Annotated in this window: 18 protein-coding genes; 11 read left to right on the forward strand and 7 right to left on the reverse strand. The window is 64.2% G+C overall.

Annotated elements, in window-relative coordinates; translation table 11 throughout:
* Together ACQR3T_RS14780 and ACQR3T_RS14785 are read left to right on the forward strand one after the other, a co-directional pair.
* A partial coding sequence (locus ACQR3T_RS14780; RefSeq protein ID WP_428693934.1) for an acyl-ACP desaturase occupies positions 1-232 on the forward strand: 232 nt, incomplete at its 5' end.
* A 77-nt stretch (positions 233-309) separates the two neighbouring features.
* Positions 310-1,014, forward strand: a complete 705-nt coding sequence (locus tag ACQR3T_RS14785) for a M50 family metallopeptidase (RefSeq protein WP_032405193.1) — start codon at positions 310-312, stop codon at positions 1,012-1,014.
* A 19-nt stretch (positions 1,015-1,033) separates the two neighbouring features.
* Here ACQR3T_RS14785 and ACQR3T_RS14790 read toward each other — a convergent pair whose 3' ends face one another.
* Complete coding sequence (locus tag ACQR3T_RS14790) at positions 1,034-2,437, reverse strand: GntP family permease (RefSeq protein WP_428693935.1); 1,404 nt, start codon at positions 2,435-2,437, stop codon at positions 1,034-1,036.
* Between the two features lie 137 nt (positions 2,438-2,574).
* Here ACQR3T_RS14790 and ACQR3T_RS14795 point away from each other — a divergent pair, with 137 nt between their 5' ends.
* The 6 genes from ACQR3T_RS14795 (at position 2,575) to ACQR3T_RS14820 (ending at position 7,582) form a co-directional block, all read left to right on the forward strand.
* Positions 2,575-3,531 carry a lysophospholipid acyltransferase family protein gene (locus tag ACQR3T_RS14795; RefSeq protein ID WP_094617202.1) on the forward strand — a complete coding sequence of 319 codons (957 nt, stop codon included), beginning with the start codon at positions 2,575-2,577 and terminating at the stop codon, positions 3,529-3,531.
* A gap of 96 nt (positions 3,532-3,627) precedes the next feature.
* Positions 3,628-4,623: an ABC transporter ATP-binding protein gene (locus tag ACQR3T_RS14800; protein ID WP_037171030.1), complete on the forward strand. Its 996-nt coding sequence runs from the start codon at positions 3,628-3,630 to the stop codon at positions 4,621-4,623.
* Positions 4,620-5,375, forward strand: a complete 756-nt coding sequence (locus ACQR3T_RS14805; RefSeq protein WP_428693936.1) for an ABC transporter permease — start codon at positions 4,620-4,622, stop codon at positions 5,373-5,375. Before ACQR3T_RS14800 ends, ACQR3T_RS14805 begins: the two co-directional genes overlap by 4 nt.
* Positions 5,376-5,477: 102 nt before the next feature.
* The gene (locus ACQR3T_RS14810; protein WP_037171032.1) at positions 5,478-5,963 is read left to right on the forward strand and encodes a hypothetical protein; all 486 of its coding nucleotides are present in this window, start codon (positions 5,478-5,480) and stop codon (positions 5,961-5,963) included.
* A 57-nt stretch (positions 5,964-6,020) separates the two neighbouring features.
* Positions 6,021-6,755: a 1-acyl-sn-glycerol-3-phosphate acyltransferase gene (locus ACQR3T_RS14815; RefSeq protein WP_428693937.1), complete on the forward strand. Its 735-nt coding sequence runs from the start codon at positions 6,021-6,023 to the stop codon at positions 6,753-6,755.
* Between the two features lie 68 nt (positions 6,756-6,823).
* Entirely contained in the window at positions 6,824-7,582 is a 759-nt protein-coding gene (locus ACQR3T_RS14820; protein ID WP_032396725.1) for an SDR family oxidoreductase, read from the forward strand.
* Between the two features lie 77 nt (positions 7,583-7,659).
* On the opposite strand, the gene ACQR3T_RS14825 is transcribed toward ACQR3T_RS14820, so the two are convergent.
* The 5 genes from ACQR3T_RS14825 to ACQR3T_RS14845 form a co-directional block, all read right to left on the reverse strand.
* Positions 7,660-8,622 (reverse strand): SDR family oxidoreductase, encoded by a 963-nt coding sequence (locus tag ACQR3T_RS14825; RefSeq protein ID WP_428693938.1) that lies wholly within the window; start codon positions 8,620-8,622, stop codon positions 7,660-7,662.
* A gap of 83 nt (positions 8,623-8,705) precedes the next feature.
* Entirely contained in the window at positions 8,706-9,500 is a 795-nt protein-coding gene (locus ACQR3T_RS14830; RefSeq protein ID WP_428693939.1) for an SDR family NAD(P)-dependent oxidoreductase, read from the reverse strand.
* 115 nt (positions 9,501-9,615) lie between these two features.
* On the reverse strand, positions 9,616-10,464 hold the full coding sequence (locus ACQR3T_RS14835; protein ID WP_329956465.1) for a 3-hydroxybutyryl-CoA dehydrogenase: 849 nt from the start codon (positions 10,462-10,464) through the stop codon (positions 9,616-9,618).
* A gap of 5 nt (positions 10,465-10,469) precedes the next feature.
* Complete coding sequence (locus tag ACQR3T_RS14840; RefSeq protein ID WP_032378347.1) at positions 10,470-11,627, reverse strand: acyl-CoA dehydrogenase; 1,158 nt, start codon at positions 11,625-11,627, stop codon at positions 10,470-10,472.
* A 148-nt stretch (positions 11,628-11,775) separates the two neighbouring features.
* The gene (locus tag ACQR3T_RS14845) at positions 11,776-12,423 is read right to left on the reverse strand and encodes a TetR family transcriptional regulator (RefSeq protein WP_032377491.1); all 648 of its coding nucleotides are present in this window, start codon (positions 12,421-12,423) and stop codon (positions 11,776-11,778) included.
* A gap of 115 nt (positions 12,424-12,538) precedes the next feature.
* Between ACQR3T_RS14845 and ACQR3T_RS14850 the strand changes: the two genes are divergently transcribed.
* From ACQR3T_RS14850 to ACQR3T_RS14860, 3 genes are all read left to right on the forward strand, one after another.
* A complete protein-coding gene (locus ACQR3T_RS14850) occupies positions 12,539-12,883 on the forward strand; it encodes an ArsR/SmtB family transcription factor (RefSeq protein ID WP_032377492.1) in 345 nt (114 codons plus the stop codon).
* Between the two features lie 108 nt (positions 12,884-12,991).
* Positions 12,992-14,689, forward strand: a complete 1,698-nt coding sequence (locus ACQR3T_RS14855) for a SulP family inorganic anion transporter (RefSeq protein ID WP_428693940.1) — start codon at positions 12,992-12,994, stop codon at positions 14,687-14,689.
* A gap of 40 nt (positions 14,690-14,729) precedes the next feature.
* The gene (locus ACQR3T_RS14860) at positions 14,730-16,148 is read left to right on the forward strand and encodes a xylulokinase (RefSeq protein WP_428693941.1); all 1,419 of its coding nucleotides are present in this window, start codon (positions 14,730-14,732) and stop codon (positions 16,146-16,148) included.
* 85 nt (positions 16,149-16,233) lie between these two features.
* Here the strand turns inward: ACQR3T_RS14860 and ACQR3T_RS14865 are convergent, their stop codons facing one another.
* Positions 16,234-17,307, reverse strand: a complete 1,074-nt coding sequence (locus ACQR3T_RS14865; protein ID WP_428693942.1) for an SDR family oxidoreductase — start codon at positions 17,305-17,307, stop codon at positions 16,234-16,236.
* Positions 17,308-17,313: the final 6 nt, after the last annotated feature.

The following is a 17,313-nucleotide window of genomic DNA, read 5'->3' on the forward strand; positions in this document are numbered from 1 at the left end:
GGCCAAGCACGGCATCTACGACCTGCGTCAGCACCTCGAAGACGTCGTCTGGCCGGTGCTGCGCAAGTGGAACGTCTTCGAGCGCAACGACTTCACCGCACGCGGAGAGAACAAGCGCGAAGAACTCGCCGCGTTCCTCGAAGACCTCGAACGCCAAGCCACCAAGTTCGAGGAAATGCGAGACCGCTCCCTCGCCCGCGAACGCGCCAAGGCCGAAGCACGCGCGTCGTAGTGCCTGCGGCAGTGGTGCGGTTGAGCGCCACCGGCGGCACCTAGCCGCACCACTGCGGCGAAGCCGCATACTTGGGTGTGAACGAATTCTGGGACCGCATCTCCGCGGTGAGTCCTGATCCACCGGTGTGGATCGTCCAAGTTGCTGCTCTGGTTGCACTCGTCATCGTCGTGTTGCCGCAGACGTGGCGGATCGCGCGCAACGTGGTCACCATTGCCCACGAGGGCGCGCACTTGTTCGTCGCGCTGATCACCGGCCGACAGCTGATGGGGCTGCGACTGCACTCCGATACCTCCGGCGTCGCGATCTCGAAGGGCAAGCCCACCGGCCTCGGCGTCATCGCGATGACCTTCGCAGGTTATGTGGGGCCGTCGCTGCTCGGACTCGGTGCTGCGTTCGTGCTCGGCACCCAGCATGCGGTGGCGGTGCTGTGGATCGGCGTCATCTCGATTGCATTGATGCTGTTGATGATTCGCAACATCTACGGCTTGCTGTCGCTCGTCGTTGTGGGCGCTGCCCTGTTCGTCGTCTCCTGGTGGGGCACCGGCGAACAGCAGGTCGCGGCGGCGTATTTCATCACGTTCTTCCTGTTGATCGCCGGCCCGCGGCCCGTTCTCGAACTGCAGAAATCGCGCAGCGCCGGACGGGCACGGGACTCCGACGCCGATCAACTCGCCCGACTGACCTTCCTGCCCGGCATCGTCTGGGTCGGATTGTTCCTGCTCGTCACCGTCGGCTCATTGGCGTTGGGGGCGTGGCGCATTCTCGTTCCGGTGCAGTGAATTCAGGGCGTATCCAACGCTAGAACACCACCCACAGCAGTGATGCGACGGCGAAGATTGCCAGTCCCAGTGTCGTTTCCATGACGGTCCATGTCTTGAGGGTCGTCTTCTCGTCCATGCCGAAGAAGCGGCTGACGAGCCAGAAGCCGGAATCGTTGACGTGGGAGAGCACGGTGGCTCCGGCGGCCAGTGCGAACACCAGCAGAGCGATCTTGAAGTTGCTCAGATCCAGCTCGGCGACCTGCACCGAGATCAACCCAGCGGTGGTGGTGAGAGCGACGGTGGCCGAACCCTGTGCGACGCGTAGCGCGGTGGCGATCAGGAAGGCCTGCAGCAGAATCGGCAGCCCGATGTCGGACAACGAGGCCGTCAGGGACTGCCCGATGCCGCTGGCTCGCAGCACTCCACCGAACATGCCGCCTGCACCGGTGATCAGGATGATCGAGCAGATCGGTCCGAGGGCCTGGTCCATGTACTTGGCACCCTCGGCCACCGGGAAGCGTCCGGGCGCGAGGATGAACAGCGCCAGCAGCAAGGTGATCAGCAGCGCGATGGGCGTCTGGCCGATGAGAGTCAGGGCAGCAGCCCAGGTTTCGTCTCCGGTCAGCACACCGGAGGTGGTCAGAGTGTTGACGACGGTGTTGAGCGAGATGAGCACCAGTGGCGTCAAGAGAATGAACAACACTGCGGCGAACTTCGGGGCCGGGTCGCGGAGCGCGGCCATCTCCTTGTCGTGCTCCTCGGTGTTCTGCGATCCGTCTGCGAAGAGGTCTGCAGGCATGGTGACGAATCGTTTGCCGAGCTGGGTACCGACGAGGTACGAGCCGACGAACCAGGAGACGACGGCGACGGGAACGCCGATGAGCAGTACCGAACCGATGTCTCCGCCGAGCAGTTCGGTGGCAGCGACCGGGCCGGGGTGCGGCGGGACGATGGCGTGCATCGCGGCAAAGGCCCCCGCGGTGGGGAGGGCGTACAGCAGAACCGATCCGCCGAATCGTTTGGCAACGGTGAAGATGATCGGCAGAAAGACGACGAGACCGGCGTCGAAGAAGATGGGGAAGCCGAAGATGAGCGCGGCGACACCGAGTGCGAGTGGTGCCCGTTTGGCTCCGAACCGGTTGATCAGAGTGTCGGCCAATACTTGTGCGCCACCGGTGATTTCGAGCAGACGCCCGACCATCACACCCAGTGCCACCAGTAGCGCAACCGAACCGAGGGTGGAACTGAAACCGGAGAGCAACGCATCGGGGACGTCTGCAAGTGGGATTCCCGCGGCGACGGCGGTGACCGCGCTGACCAGGACCAGGGAGACGAAGGCGTGCAGTTTCACCTTCATGATGAGGAAGAGCAGGATCGCCACGGCTGCAGCGGCGATCAGCAGCAGCGCCGTCGTGCCGTAGGCCGGTTCGATCGGATCCATCGGTGTACCTCGTTCGTTCGGCTCGAATTTCGACCATAACGGACAGGTGGGACGTCGCGTGGGGTAACGAGCGCTGGTTGTCGGTCGGCGGTGGGCGGGTGGAGTACCGTGCGGGTATGAGTGATGGGGATCACGTAATGGGTGGGGACGGTGCCGGAGCATCGACGGAGGAGTCGACGAAGGAGCAGTTGCGCGAGCAGGCACAGCGCTACGCGGCGGCGGCCCGGCTGAAGATGAAGGAGCGTCGAGAGAAGGCGTCCGGTGGTCTCGGAGCGGTGGTTGCCGATCGCGCGGGCGGCTGGGACCTCGACGATCAGAACACCGTGGCGATGGACCGTCAGCAAAAGCTCTGGAACGGGGTGATGGACCGCTATTTCCGGATGGAGATCGACGGGTGGGAGACCATTCCCGAGTCGCCGGTTCTCGTCGTCGGGGTGCATTCGGGTGCGCCGTTCGTGTGGGATGCGTGGACCGTCGGCGCGCAGTGGTGGCGACACTTCGGCGAGAAGCGCATTCTGCACGGAACCGCGCACGATGCACTGATGGCGTTCCCGTTGATCGGCAAAGTCTTTCGATCCATGGGTGTGCTCCCTGCTGCGCCGGACTCGATGTCGACGGCACTGGCCGAGGGTCGGGACGTCATCGTGTGGCCGGGCGGTGAGGTCGATTCGCTGCGGCCATGGAGCAAGCGTGACGAGGCGACGCTCGGTGGCCGAACCGGCTTCATCAAGCTCGCCATTCGGATGGGCGTACCCATCGTTCCGGTGGCAACAGTGGGCGGCGCCGACGCCATGCCGGTACTCATTCGCGGCGACAAGCTGTCGAAAGCGTTGAAGCTGGACAAGATTGCGCGGTTGAAAGTCTTTCCGATCGCGATCTCGCTTCCCTGGATCATTGCGCCCGCGGCGCTCCCGCAGATTCCGTTGCCCGCGAAGATCCGTACCCGATTCATGCCGCCGATCGAACTCGACCACGACCCGGCACGGTGCGACGACGAGGCCTACGTCGACGCGAAGTACGAGGAGGTGCGCTCGAGCATCCAATCCGGGATGGATGCCCTGGCCCGCAAGCGAAAGTTCCCCGTTTTCGGTTGATGTCGGCTGTCCTGGCAACGCGGACCGAAGCTGACCGCGATCGTTCCTAACGTCTTTCTCGTACGGATTCATTCAGTGCGACGAGGGGCGTGACAGATGATCGAAACTTCGGGACTGACCAAGACTTTTCGGCAGGGCAAGAAGACCGTGGAGGCGGTGCGCGGTATCGATCTGACGATCGGTGAGGGAGAGCTGGTGGCTCTGCTCGGCCCGAACGGGGCAGGCAAGTCGACCACTCTGCGCATGTTGACGACGTTGCTCGAACCGACGTCGGGCTCGGCGCGGATCGCCGGATTCGATGTGGCGAAGGATCGGGACCGTGTTCGACGCAGTCTCGGCTACGTCGGCCAGGGCAACGGTGCGGGGCACAATCAGCGAGTCCGAGACGAACTGGTGGTGCAGGGGTTGTGCTACGGCATGACTCGTGGCCGATCACGCACTCGCGCAGACGAATTGATCGAGGCACTCGAACTCGGCGAGCTCGCGGCCCGCACCGTGTCCACGCTGTCCGGTGGGCAGCGGCGTCGACTCGACATCGCGTTGGGGTTGGTGCACCGGCCACCGTTGCTGTTTCTCGACGAACCGACCACCGGGATGGACCCGCAGAGCCGAGCGAATCTCTGGGATCACATTCTGCGGCTCAGACGGGAGATGGGCACCACCATCGTGCTCACCACGCACTACCTCGACGAGGCCGATTCGATGGCCGAGCGGGTGATCGTCGTCGATCGCGGCACCGTCATCGCCGACGACACCGCCACGGCCCTCAAATCGGAACTGGCCGGTGATCTGATCGTCCTCACCGCGTCCGACGCGTCGGCGCTGGGTGCGCTCCTGGGCGGTGTCGCCGGAGTCAGAGACGTGACGGTTGCGGGTTCGCGGTTGAACATTCGGGTCGAGCGAGCCGAGGTGGTTCTTCCGGATCTCCTGCGGCTCAGCGAGTCTCACGGGATCACAGTGCACACGGCGGACATGACGCGACCTACCCTCGACGATGTGTTCCTCGGCCTCACCGGGCGCAGCCTTCGGGAGAGCGCCGCAGCGGGCAGCTCTTCCCTCGAAACCGCAAGCACGGCAGGAGAACTCCGATGAATGTACTCTCGGGAAGCGCCTTGGTGATGGGCCGCGAACTGCGGCCGATGGTGCGCGATCCGTTCACGGTGATCTTCAGTCTCATCCAACCGCTGATCCTGCTGGCGCTGTTCGGCCCGCTTCTCACCGAGGTCCCAGGTCTCGGCAGCGGGAGTGTGTGGGACTGGTTCGTTCCAGGGGTGCTCGCAATGATCACCATCTTCGGGACGTCGATGACGGGCTCGAACCTGCTGGCCGAATTGCAGCAGGGTTCACACGAACGGATGTTGGTGACGCCGCTGCCGAGGTCGTCTCTGCTCGTCGGCCGCGCGTTCAAGGAAATGGTGCCGTTGGCCGCTCAGGCCGTGCTGATCGTCCTGGTGGCATTGCCGCTCGGGTTGTCGGTGAATCCCGTCGGCGCGGTCGTGGGGATCGTGCTGCTAGGTGTGTTCGGTGTCGGTCTCGGCGCGTTGTCCTACACGCTGGCTTTGGCTGTGCGCGGACAGGATTGGGTGTTCTGGTCCATTCAACAGACATTGATGTTCCCCCTGCTCATCCTCTCGGGCACCATGCTTCCACTGACCGCGGCCCCGGGATGGATGCAGTTCTTGGTCGACATCAACCCACTCGGATATCTGGTCGATGCCGAACGTGCACTGTTCGCCGGTGACTTCGCGAGTTCGACGGTGATGGCAGGTGTCGTCGCAGCCGCCGCCACTGCGGCGGTCGGACTTGCCGTCGGGATCCGGGCCATGGGTTCCTCGCGGGTGTGAGGCCGGCTCGAACCGTTCGCGCTGCTCACAGCGCTGCACAACTGAGCACTCGAGCGCAGACTGGCAGTCGTCCAGGCAGGGTTCACGAGGAGTGCAACGCCGATGAACAGTCGATCGACCATAGGATGCGCGGTAGTTCTCCTTGCTCTCGCGGGGTGTTCGTCCACAGAAGAGAACCCGTCCACCACGGCTGAGCAGCCGGCCGCAACATCGGTGGAATCCGTGCAATCGGTGGAAGCGGATTCGGGTGAGTCGGACTTCTGCACGCTGTACGCCACCCAGGTGGCACAGGGTCTGGCCAACCTGCGGGAAGCAGAGGCGGGTGGTATCGAGGCGGCCGAATCCATTGCCGCAGAACTCGCGACGAAGGCCCCGGTGACACAGTCAGAGCTGCAGGCCGTCGCTCCACCGGAGCCGTTGGCGTGGCTACAGGCCATGGAAGAGGCCGACGCCAAGGGTGCGGCCGGCGACTTCAGCGCGATGGATGGTGTGTTCGAGAACCTCACCCTCCTCACCGATTGGTCGATCGCGAACTGCGGTCCCGAGTACGCGCCGATCTTCACCGAATACAAGGCGATCATCGGGTAGTCGATACGAAGGAGGCTTCGGCCCCGGCGGCACAGTTCGAACCACTAAGCTCGGTTCATGGATCGGCCAGCGGTAATTCTCGAGAACAATGTGACGGTGTACGACTTCTACCTGCGTCACCAGCAGAATCGTCAGGTCGCGAGGCTGGCGTACGCCACCTTGGCCAGGCGCTTCCGTCCGCGGGTGTCGTATCCCGACGGTGCGCGTGAGGAACTGCGTCGTCTGGTGTACGACAACACCCGTCTGCTCATCGCGGTCAATCATCTGACCGAGAACGATCCCTACACCCTCGCAGCGGCAGCCTGGGCGTCGCCGCTGCGTCCGGTGATCGGACGCACGAGGGTGCTGGCGAAGGACGAGCTGTTCCAGGAACCCAAGCAGCGCAAGCGAATCGACATGATGGGCGGCATCCCCGTCTTCCGGGGCAAGAATCACGGAATGCGCGCGGTCAGCGCTGCGGGCAGCCGCATGATGGACGTCAGTGCCGAGCGTATGAAGCGGGGCGACGACCTCGCAGTGTTCCCCGAGGGCACCTGCAACCTGGAGGATCCGACGACGGTGCAGCACGTGGGCAGCGGAATCGGCCACATCGCGCTGCGCGCACGCAAGCTCGGCGTCGAGCCGGTGCTGATCTGTATCGGGTTGAGCTACGGCCCTACGACGAAGGTCAAGCAGGCGAGCGTGTACATCGATACCCCCATCACCGAACTGCCCGAGAAGCCGATCGACATCACGCGTGTGGTGGCGCAGGGAATGCAGAAGGCGCTGGACGGAGCGGTGGCTGCGTACTGACCGCGACAGCGGGGTTGGTAGAAACAGATGACAGGTAATTCGATTCGGCGTGTTCCTAGGAGATATTCGTGAGCGATCAGATCAAGACGGCCATCGTCACCGGCAGTGCACGTGGAATCGGCGCTGCGGTGGCGAAGCGGCTGGCCAAGGACGGTTTCGGAGTTGCGGTAGTGGACCTCGACGAGGCCGCGTGCAGCGACACCGTCGGTGCGATCCAGGCCGCTGGTGGGCAGGCAGTGGCCATCGGTGCCAACGTCGCCGACGAGGAATCGGTCCAGACCGCAGTCGATCGCATCGCGAGCGAGTTCGGTGCGCCGACCGTACTGATCAACAACGCCGGCATCACTCGCGACAATCTGCTGTTCAAGATGACGGTGCAGGACTGGGATTCCGTACTCGGCGTGCACCTGCGTGGATCGTTCCTGATGACCCGCGCGGTCCAGAAGCACATGATCGACGCCAAGTGGGGCCGAATCGTCAACTTGTCGAGCACGTCCGCCCTCGGTAACCGTGGCCAGGCCAACTACTCCGCCGCCAAGGCCGGCATGCAGGGATTCACCAAGACCCTCGCCATCGAACTCGGCAAGTTCGGCGTCACAGCCAATGCCATCGCCCCGGGATTCATCGAGACGGAGATGACAGCAGCGACTGCAGAGCGCGTCGGAATGCCGTTCGAGGACTTCAAAGCTGCTGCGGCGTCACAGATTCCGGTCAATCGCGTCGGACACCCCGACGACATCGCGCACTTGGCCTCGTTCTTCGTCAGCGAGGGAGCGGGCTTCATCTCGGGCCAGGTCGTCTACGCCGCTGGTGGGCCGAAGGACTGACGTCTCCAGATACGTGAATGGACCATTCACGCGCCCAGACGGGTGTGAATGGTCCACTCACGCAGAACGGATGTCGACTACGGCGTCGGCATGCCGCCGTTGACGTTCAGTGTCTCGCCGGAGACGTAACCGGATTCGGCCGACGACAGGTAGACGTAGGCACCGGCGATCTCGGCGGGTTGCCCCGCGCGTCCGAGCGGTGTCTCTTTACCGAACTCCGGTAGCGCCGAGGTCGGCTGCCCGCCGGCTGCCTGCAGCGGTGTCCAGAACGGTCCCGGGGCAACAACATTGACACGAATTCCCTTGGGTGCCAACTGCTGCGCAAGCGCCTTGCTGATGGTGTTGATGGCCATCTTCGTAGTTGCGTAATCCACCAGACCGGGTGAGGGTGTGTATGCCTGGATCGAACTGGTGTTGACGATGGTGGAACCGGCGGGCATGTGCGGCACCGCTTCCTGGATGATCCAGAACAGTGCGTAGACGTTGGTTTTGAACGTCTGATCGAACTGCTCGGACGACAGGTCGGCCAGATCCTCTACGAACTGCTGCTTACCGGCAACGTTGATCAGCAGGTCGAGGCCACCGAGTTCGTCGACGGCGGTGCGCACGATTCCACGCGCGGCCTGCTCGTCGGTGATATCTGCCGGAGCCAAGACTGCGGTGCGTCCGGCGTCGCGTACCAGCTGAGCAACGTCCTGAGCGTCTTTTTCCTCTGACGGCAGGTAATTGAGAACCACGTCGGCACCCTCGCGGGCGACGGCAATCGCTGCTGCCCGGCCAATTCCGGAATCGGCACCGGTGATCAAGGCCTTACGGCCGGTCAGGCGGCCGGACCCGCGATAGCTGTCCTCACCGTGGTCGGCGAGGGGCTGAAGGTCTGCGGCCAGACCGGGCGGATCCTGGTGTTGCTCAGGGAAGCCGTTCTGACGATACTGCGTGACGGGGTTGGTGAAGGTGTACTGATCGCTCACTGTCGAATCGTCTCCGAATACGGTGAAATACGTGAAGAACCTCTGCTCGATTCCGTGTTCTTCACGCATGCCCCGAACCGGTCGGCCACAAACTGTGACCGACCGGACAAGCTCTGCGGTGCCGCAGACATCGCACGCGACGGGCCCGGAAGTCAGGGCAGAATCGAGTCGACGTAGCCGCCGTCGACTCGTAGTGCGCCCCCGGTGGTCGCGGAGGCTTGCTCCGAACTCAGGTACACGATCATGTTGCCGATTTCCTTCGGCTCGATCAACCGTCCGATGAGCGATTGCGGACGGTGTTCCTTCATGAATGTCGCCTGAGCCTCGTCCCACGGCAGTTTGTCGCCGACGAGTTCTGCGACGAACTTCTCGACGCCCTCGGTGTGAGTGGGCCCGACGATCACGGAGTTGACCGTAACGCCAGTTCCTGCAGCAGCTTTCGCGAATCCGCGGGTCACCGCCAGCAGTGCGGTTTTCGTCATTCCGTAGTGGATCATTTCCTCGGGAATCGCCACCGCGGAATCGCTGCAGATGTTCTGGATTCTGCCCCAGCCGGCTTCGGTCATCGCCGGCAAATACGTCCGGATGAGTCTGATGGCCGAGAGCACGTTCACCTCGAAGTAGCGACGCCACTCGTCGTCGTCGATATCGAGGGCCGGCTTGGCTCCGAAGATTCCGAGGTTGTTCACCAGAATGTCGACCACCGGGACCGTGGCAAGCAGCGTCTCGACCCCTTCGGCCGTCGCGAGATCAGCTGCCACGACGATCACTCGTGCGCCGGGTACCTCGGTGAGCAGTTGTTCCTCGGCCGAATCGAGCGCGGAAGGGCTACGACCGTTGAGAACTACGCGCGCACCGGCACGGGCCAATTCGGTGGCAATGGCCAGTCCGATGCCCTGGCTGGAGCCGGAGATCAAGGCGGTTCGGCCGTCGAGATCGATGTTCATGGAGCCTCCCAGTGTTGTGGAACGACTCCAGTGTGCGCCTCCCCGAAGACCTGAATGGTCCATTCACCGGCCCTGACGGGGGTGAATGGACCATTCACGCAGACTTGGGGGACTACTACGAATACGTGTAGAAACCCTTACCGGTTTTGCGTCCCAGCATTCCCGCGTCCACCATGCGCTGCAGCAGCGGCGGCGGAGCGTAGTGCGGTTCACGGAATTCTGCGTAGAGCGACTCGGCCACCGCGAGGGTGACGTCGAGGCCGACGGTGTCGGTCAGACGCAGCGGACCCATGGGGTGAGCGCAGCCGTTGACCATGCCCTCGTCGATGTCCTCGGCACTGGCGAAGCCGGACTCGAGCATGCGGATGGCCGAGACCATGTACGGGATGAGCAATGCGTTGACGATGAATCCGGCGCGATCTCCGGCGCGAATCGTCTTCTTGCCCAACGTGTTACCCGCGTAATCCGTCACCGCGGACACTGTCTCTTCGCTGGTGAGCAAGCTGACGACGATCTCGACCAACGGAAGCACCGGCACCGGGTTGAAGAAGTGCACTCCGACCACCTTGTCGGGACGCTTCGTCGCGTTGGCCATCTTGATGACCGGGATCGACGAGGTGTTCGTGGCCAGAATTCCCTCGGGCTTGACGATGGAATCGAGCTTGCCGAACAGATCGAGTTTGAGCGATTCGATCTCGGGCGCCGCCTCGATCACGAGGTCGCGGTCTGCGAATTCGTTGATGTCGAGCGTCAACGTGATGGCAGCACGGGCCTTCTCGGCCGCATCGGCTTCGATACGGCCGGACTTGACGGCGCGAGCGAAGGACTTGTCCAGGCGAGCTTCTGCGGCGTCGGCCGTCGCCTGGCTCGTCTCGAGGATCAGCACGGAACTGCCGGAGCGAGCACACATTTCGGCGATACCGGCACCCATGGTGCCGCCACCGATGACGCCGACGAGGTTGATGTTGCTCATTTGAGCAGCGCCCGCGACATGACGACACGCTGAATCTGGTTGGTGCCCTCGTAGATCTGGGTGATCTTGGCGTCGCGCATCATGCGCTCGACCGGGAAGTCGGTGGTGTATCCGGCACCGCCGAAGAGCTGCACGGCGTCGGTGGTGACCTCCATGGCCACATCGGAGGCGAAGCACTTCGCTGCTGCGGAGATGAACCCGAGGTTCTTCTCGCCGCGCTCGGCGCGGGCTGCAGAGCTGTAGACCATCAGGCGTGCGGCTTCGACCTTCATCGCCATGTCGGCGAGCATGAACTGCACGGCCTGGAAGCTCGAGATCGCGGTGCCGAACTGCTTGCGGTCCTTGGTGTACGCGATGGCTGCATCGAGGGCACCCTGTGCCAGGCCGACGGCCTGCGCGCCGATGGTCGGACGGGTGTGATCGAGGGTTTCGAGAGCGGTCTTGAAGCCGGTGCCGGGCTCGCCGATGATGCGATCGCCGGGGACCTTGCAGTTCTCGAAGTACAGCTCGGCCGTCGGGGAGCCCTTGATGCCGAGCTTCTTCTCCTTGGGGCCGACGACGAATCCCTCGTCGTCCTTGTGCACGATGAACGCGGAGATGCCGTTGGCACCCTTGTCGGGGTCGGTCACCGCCATGACGGTGTACCAATCGGACTTGCCGCCGTTGGTGATCCAGCACTTGGAGCCGTTGAGGATCCAGTCGTCACCGTCGGCCTTGGCGCGAGTACGCATTCCCGCTGCGTCAGAGCCCGCTTCCCGCTCGGAGAGGGCGTACGACGCCATCGCGCCGCCGGCGAGGGAGGGCAGGACCTGCTTCTTGAGCTCCTCGGAGCCCTTGAGGATCAGTCCCATCGTGCCGAGCTTGTTGACGGCGGGGATCAGCGAGGACGAGCCGCAGACGCGAGCGACCTCTTCGATGACGATGCAGGCTGCGACCGAGTCGGCACCCTGACCGTCGTATTCCTCGGGAACGTGGATGGCGTTGAAGCCGGAGGCGTTGAGGGCCTTCAATGCCTCTTCCGGGAAGCGTGAGTCCTCGTCCACCTCTTTGGCGTACGGAGCGATCTCCTTCTCCGACAGTGCCCGAATGGCCGCACGCAGTTCGTCGTGCTCCTCGGGCGATTGATACAGATCGAAGTCGGGATTTCCGGCCATATCGGCCACGCTCCTTGAATGTAGGGGGATCAGCACTGACCGATCAGGGCACTCAGTGCCAAGGATGCACCCATCGTACGTCTGCAGCTCGCTCGTTTCAAGGGTGGGTCCACGTTATGCGGCACTGAGTGCCACACTGTCGGGTGAGTCAGTCTGTTGTGTGATCGGCCAACGCGTCGACGACTTTCGCGACGGACATGCCCCGCGGGAACGACGCGACGACGATCTCGCCGAGGAATTGCGCGCGTACCTGCGCCAGCGCGGACCGCAGGTCGCTGACCGACGTGGGCAGCCCGTCGCGAATCATCCGTCGGAGGATGTAGTTGTGTGTTGCGGTCACCGAAGCCGAGAACTGCAGAATCTCCAGGTGCGAATGATCCGGCCGCACTCGCTGCAGATATTCGACGAACAGTCGGTCGTAGCGAAACACGGTGACGATCTCTCGATCGCGCAGCGCAGGGTTGCGGTGCACCACCTGATAGCGCAGGCGCGACATCTCCAGCCAGTCGGAGAATCGCTCGTACACCTGCTGCGCGGCGTCGCACACCGCCTGCCAGGGATCGCCTTCGTTCGAGTCGAGAAATGCGCCTGCCTGCTCGAGCAGTATTTCGTGATCGGCGAATACGACGTCTTCCTTGGCACGGAACTGACGAAAGAACGTCCGTCGCGAGATTCCGGCGGCTCCGGCTATGTCGTCCACCGTCGTCGACTCGTAGCCCTTGACCGAGAAGAGGTCGAGAGCCGCCGTGGCCACGGTCAGCCTGAAGTCGGTGGATTCGTCGGGTTCTCCGCGCATGTCAGTGAAGGTAGCGGAGTTTCGGTAAGGGCAGGGATGGCACTCGTCGCGTCGGCTGATTGCTAGTGTTCGCAAGTAGCCTGCCGCGCGGCGGTGGGTGGCACGGAGGGACGTCATGGCCACGGATTCGAGTCGACCGCTGTACCGAATGAAGGCCGACTTCTTCAAGACGTTGGCGCATCCCGCACGCATTCGAGTGCTGGAGTTGTTGAGCGAACGCGAACACGCGGTGTCCGAGATGCTGCTCGAGGTGGGCATCGAGCCGGCGAATCTGTCGCAGCAGTTGTCGATTCTGCGACGTGCGGGTCTCATCGAGGGAACTCGCGAGGGGCTGTCCGTGACGTACACGCTGACGTCGCCGAAAGTGGCAGACCTGCTGGTGGTGGCCCGGGAGATCCTGTCCGGGGTGGTGGCCAACCAGGTCGAACAGTTGGACGGCGAGTCCGGATCGCGCGCCTGACTCGACGGTCCGACACGGTGTCGAGCGTCTCTCTGTCGCGCTGATTCATTACTTGCTAAACTTAGCAATCAGCTAGATCGGGTTCGATGAGTTCTCAGGAAGCGTCGCATGTCCGAACCGACGAAACACACCCGCGGATACGACGCACTGACGGCCGTATCCGCGCTCCTGCCCCGGTGGAGCGAGTGGAAGCCCGCGTTCCGCGCACCCGGCGCGGATCTGTTGGCAGGCCTGATCGTGGCACTGGTCGCGTTGCCCCTGGCCCTCGGATTCGGCGTCAGCACGGGGCTGGGCGCCGCGGCCGGCCTGACGACAGCGATCGTCGCCGGCGTCGTCGCCGCGGTATTCGGTGGCTCCCGCTTTCAGGTCTCGGGGCCCACCGGCGCCATGACGGTGGTACTGGTACCGATCGTCGCCGAGTACGGGCCAACCGGTGTGCTCGCCGTCGGGCTCATGGCCGGAGTCATGCTGCTGGCACTCGCGGGCGCAGGCGTCGGACGAGCAGTGCGGTACCTGCCGGCGCCCGTCATCGAGGGCTTTACCGCAGGAATCGCCGCTGTCATTGCACTGCAACAGATTCCGTCCGCTCTCGGCATATCCGACGCCGAAGGCGACAAAGTGTGGCAGTCCGCGTTCGACGCCGCCCGTTCGTTCGTCTCGCACGCGAGCGTCCTGACCCCGGCAGTCGCGATCGCCGTCGCCGTCGTCATGCTCGTGGGTGGTCGTCTGGCACCGAAGATTCCGTTCTCGTTGGTCGCCGTCGCCGGGGCGACCGTGGTCACCCAACTGTTCGACCTCGACATCGCCCGCATCGGCACCGTTCCGTCGTCGTTGTCCGCTCCGAGCCTGAGCTTCTTCCACGTCGGCGACGTCACGGCCCTGCTGGCTCCAGCGTGTGCCGTCGCAGCGCTGGCGGCCTTGGAATCGTTGCTCTCCGCCACTGCTGCGGACTCGATGGGCGTCGGCGCACGACACAACCCCGACCGGGAGTTGTTCGGACAGGGCCTTGCGAACATCGCCGCACCGATGTTCGGTGGGATTCCCGCTACCGGTGCCATCGCCCGGACTGCGGTCAACGTTCGATCCGGGGCCCGTACCAGGCTCGCAGCGCTCACCCATGCGGTGATTCTCGCCGCGATCATGTACTCCGCCGCCGGGCTGGTGGCCCACATCCCACTCGCGGCCCTGGCCGGGGTACTGCTGGCGACCACGGTGCGCATGGTCGAAACCGCATCCATCCGAGCGATCAGCCGCGCCGGGCGCGGCGATACCGTGGTGATGTTGTCGACCTTCCTCGTCACGGTCGTCTTCGATTTGGTGACGGCAGTGGCCGTCGGGGTCGGGTTCGCTGCCGTCCTGGCCCTGCGCGCTGTCGCGCGATCCGCCACGGTGGAGCAGGTTCCCCTGGACGCACTCGACGCGGTCTCGGAGGAAGAAGGCGACCTGCTGCGCGAACACATCGTCGCGTATCGAATCGACGGCGCGTTGCTCTTCGGTGCCGCCCACAGCTTTCTGCTCGAACTTGCCGACGTCTCGGACGTGAAGGTGGTGATCCTGCGCATGTCACGGGTGACCACAATCGATGCCACCGGGGCCATCGTCCTCAAGGACACGATCACCGAGCTCGAACACCGCCACATCACAGTCCTGATGTCCGGAGCGAAGACCGAGCATCTACGTCCTCTGACGGCGCTGGGCGTGTTCACCACCAAGGACGACGATGCTCGACGCGTCTTCGACACCACTCCGCAGGCCATCGCCTACGCGCGCACGCTGGTGACCGAGGCAACCACTCCTCGCGGGTAGGGTCGTAGATCACACTTGCGTAGGAAAGGACCAGCTCACCGTGGCTCTTGTTGCCGGAATCGACTCCTCCACCCAATCGTGCAAAGTTTTCGTTCGTGATGCCGAGTCGGGGGAGTTGGTCCGCCAGGGCCGAGCCGGTCATCCCGACGGCACCGAGATCGATCCGCAGCGATGGAAAGACGCGCTGGACGAGGCGGTCGCCGAGGCAGGCGGGCTCGACGACGTGGACGCGGTGTCGGTCGGTGCGCAGCAGCACGGCATGGTCTGCCTCGACGACGCGGGCGCAGTGGTCCGTAAGGCCTTGCTGTGGAACAATACTCGGTCGGCTCAGGCGGCAGACGATTTGATCGCGGAGTTGGGCGAGCAGGCGGGCGGCGACGGCGGACAAGCCTGGGCCGACGCCGTCGGAGTGGTTCCGTTGGCCTCGATCACGATTGCCAAATTGCGGTGGCTCGCCGACAACGAGCCGGAAAACGCCGATCGCACTGCGGCAGTGTGCCTTCCGCACGATTGGCTTAGTTGGCAGCTCGGTGGTGCATCGGGGTTCGACGCCCTGGCCACCGACCGTGGCGACGCCAGCGGCACCGGCTACTTCTCGGCGGCGTCCGGCGAGTATCGAACAGATCTGTTGCAGTTGGGCTTTCGTGGTCGTAATCCCTTGTTGCCCCGCGTGGCTGCGCCGAACGAGGCGATCGGCCGAACACCGGCCGGGGCACTGATCGGACCGGGGACCGGGGACAACGCCGCGGCAGCGCTGGCTCTCGATGCGCAGCCCGGTGACGTGATCGTGTCGGTGGGCACCTCCGGCGTCGTATCGGCGGTGACATCGGCTGCTGCAGCGGACGGTTCGGGTCTGGTCGCCGGATTCGCCGACGCCACCGGCCGGCAACTGCCGTTGGTGTGCACCCTCAACGCTGCTCGCGTCCTCGATGCGATGGCGCGTCTGCTGGGCGTCGACCACGACGAGTTGTCTCGGTTGGCACTGTCGACGGAAAGCGAGGGCCTGGTGTTGGTGCCCTACCTCGAAGGTGAGCGCACCCCCAACCGTCCCGATGCTTCCGGTGCGATTCACGGACTGCGGCTTGGTAATTCGACGCCAGGCCATCTGGCGCGCGCGGCCGTCGAGGGGTTGCTGTGTGGTTTGGCCGACGGTATCGACCATCTGCGTGTCCAGGGTGTGGAAACGAAGCGGGTGCTGCTGATCGGCGGCGGCGCAAAATCAGCTGCGTTGCGCGCGCTTGCCCCGGCCATTCTCGGAGTTCCGGTGATCGTGCCCGAGCCGGGTGAATATGTCGCCGACGGAGCCGCGCGCCAGGCGGCGTGGACCCTGGCCGGGACCAGCGAGCCGCCGACCTGGGCGCAGGCAGCGTCGAAGACATACGAGGCCGACCCCACCCCGGCGGTGCGCGAACGCTACGCCGAGGTGCGGGATCTGACCGAGGGCACCGCCCCCATGTGAGCGGAACTTCGTAGTCGGCGACGAGCCAGGAGTGGAGCCTGCGGAACGACCCAGTGCTCAGTCGCGCACATGCGGCGGAGCCGCTCTAAGGAATCAGGCGCGCGTCTCGGTAGCGCTGGATCACCGAGGCGATGGCATCGGGCGTGGATCGGAAGCCGAGGAAGCCGGCCTTCTTGGACTTGTTCATGTCGGTCAGGCATTCCATGTCGCGGCCGAGGTCACCGTCGGTATGCCACCACGATGCGAGCCGGGCGACATCGCTCTCCACCAGATCGTGCTTCTCCGCGATGCGCTTCCACGCGGCAGCCGCCTCGGACATGCGGGGTTCGAGGGGACGCGGTTCGGTGTCGAAGCCCTCGGGCTCGACGCCGAACTGCGCGGCGAACTGCGGCCACAGCCAACGCCAGCGGAAGACGTCACCGTTGGCGATGTTGAACGCCTCGTTGTGGGCGTTGTCATCGGTTGCAGCCCACACCATCTGCTCGGCGAGCAGGTCGGCGTCGGTGAGGTCGGTGAGTCCGTTCCACTGGGTTTCGGAGCCGGGGAAGACGAACTTCTCACCGAGTTCCTTGCAGATCGATGCGTACACGGACAGCGTCAGCATCATGTTCATCGCATTGCCGACCGCGAATCCGGAGATGGTGTGCGCGCGGTGCACGCTCCAGCCGAATCCGAACTTCTCGGCACCGGCGAACAGTTCGTCTTCCTGCGCGTAGTAGAAGTTCGGGGTGTCGAGGCGGTCCTCGGTCTCGTGGAACGGCGTCTCGGCCATCACTGCCTCACCGTAGGCATCGAACGGTCCGAGGTAGTGCTTGAGTCCGGTCATCAGTGCGACGTGCTTCACCGAATCGAGTGGTCCGAGAACGTTCAGCACGTTGCGTAGGGTCGCCGAGTTGACCTCGATGTTCTCCTGCTCGGAGTCCTTCTTCATCCACGCCGTGAAGAGCACGATCTCGGGTCGTACGTCCTTCAGTGCCTCCTCGAGCGAGGTGACGTCGAGCAGATCCGCAGCCACCGGCACAACGCCGTCGACGGGGGTACTTCCGCTGCGACTCAGTCCATAGGTGGTCCAGCCTGCATCGAGTGCGGCGTGGCACAGGGCCTGCCCGGAGATTCCGGTGGCACCGACGATCAGCGCGCGCGTGGTGTTCGTAGTCATCGTCAC

Source organism: Rhodococcus sp. IEGM1428, assembly GCF_050321865.1.
Lineage (GTDB): Bacteria > Actinomycetota > Actinomycetes > Mycobacteriales > Mycobacteriaceae > Rhodococcoides.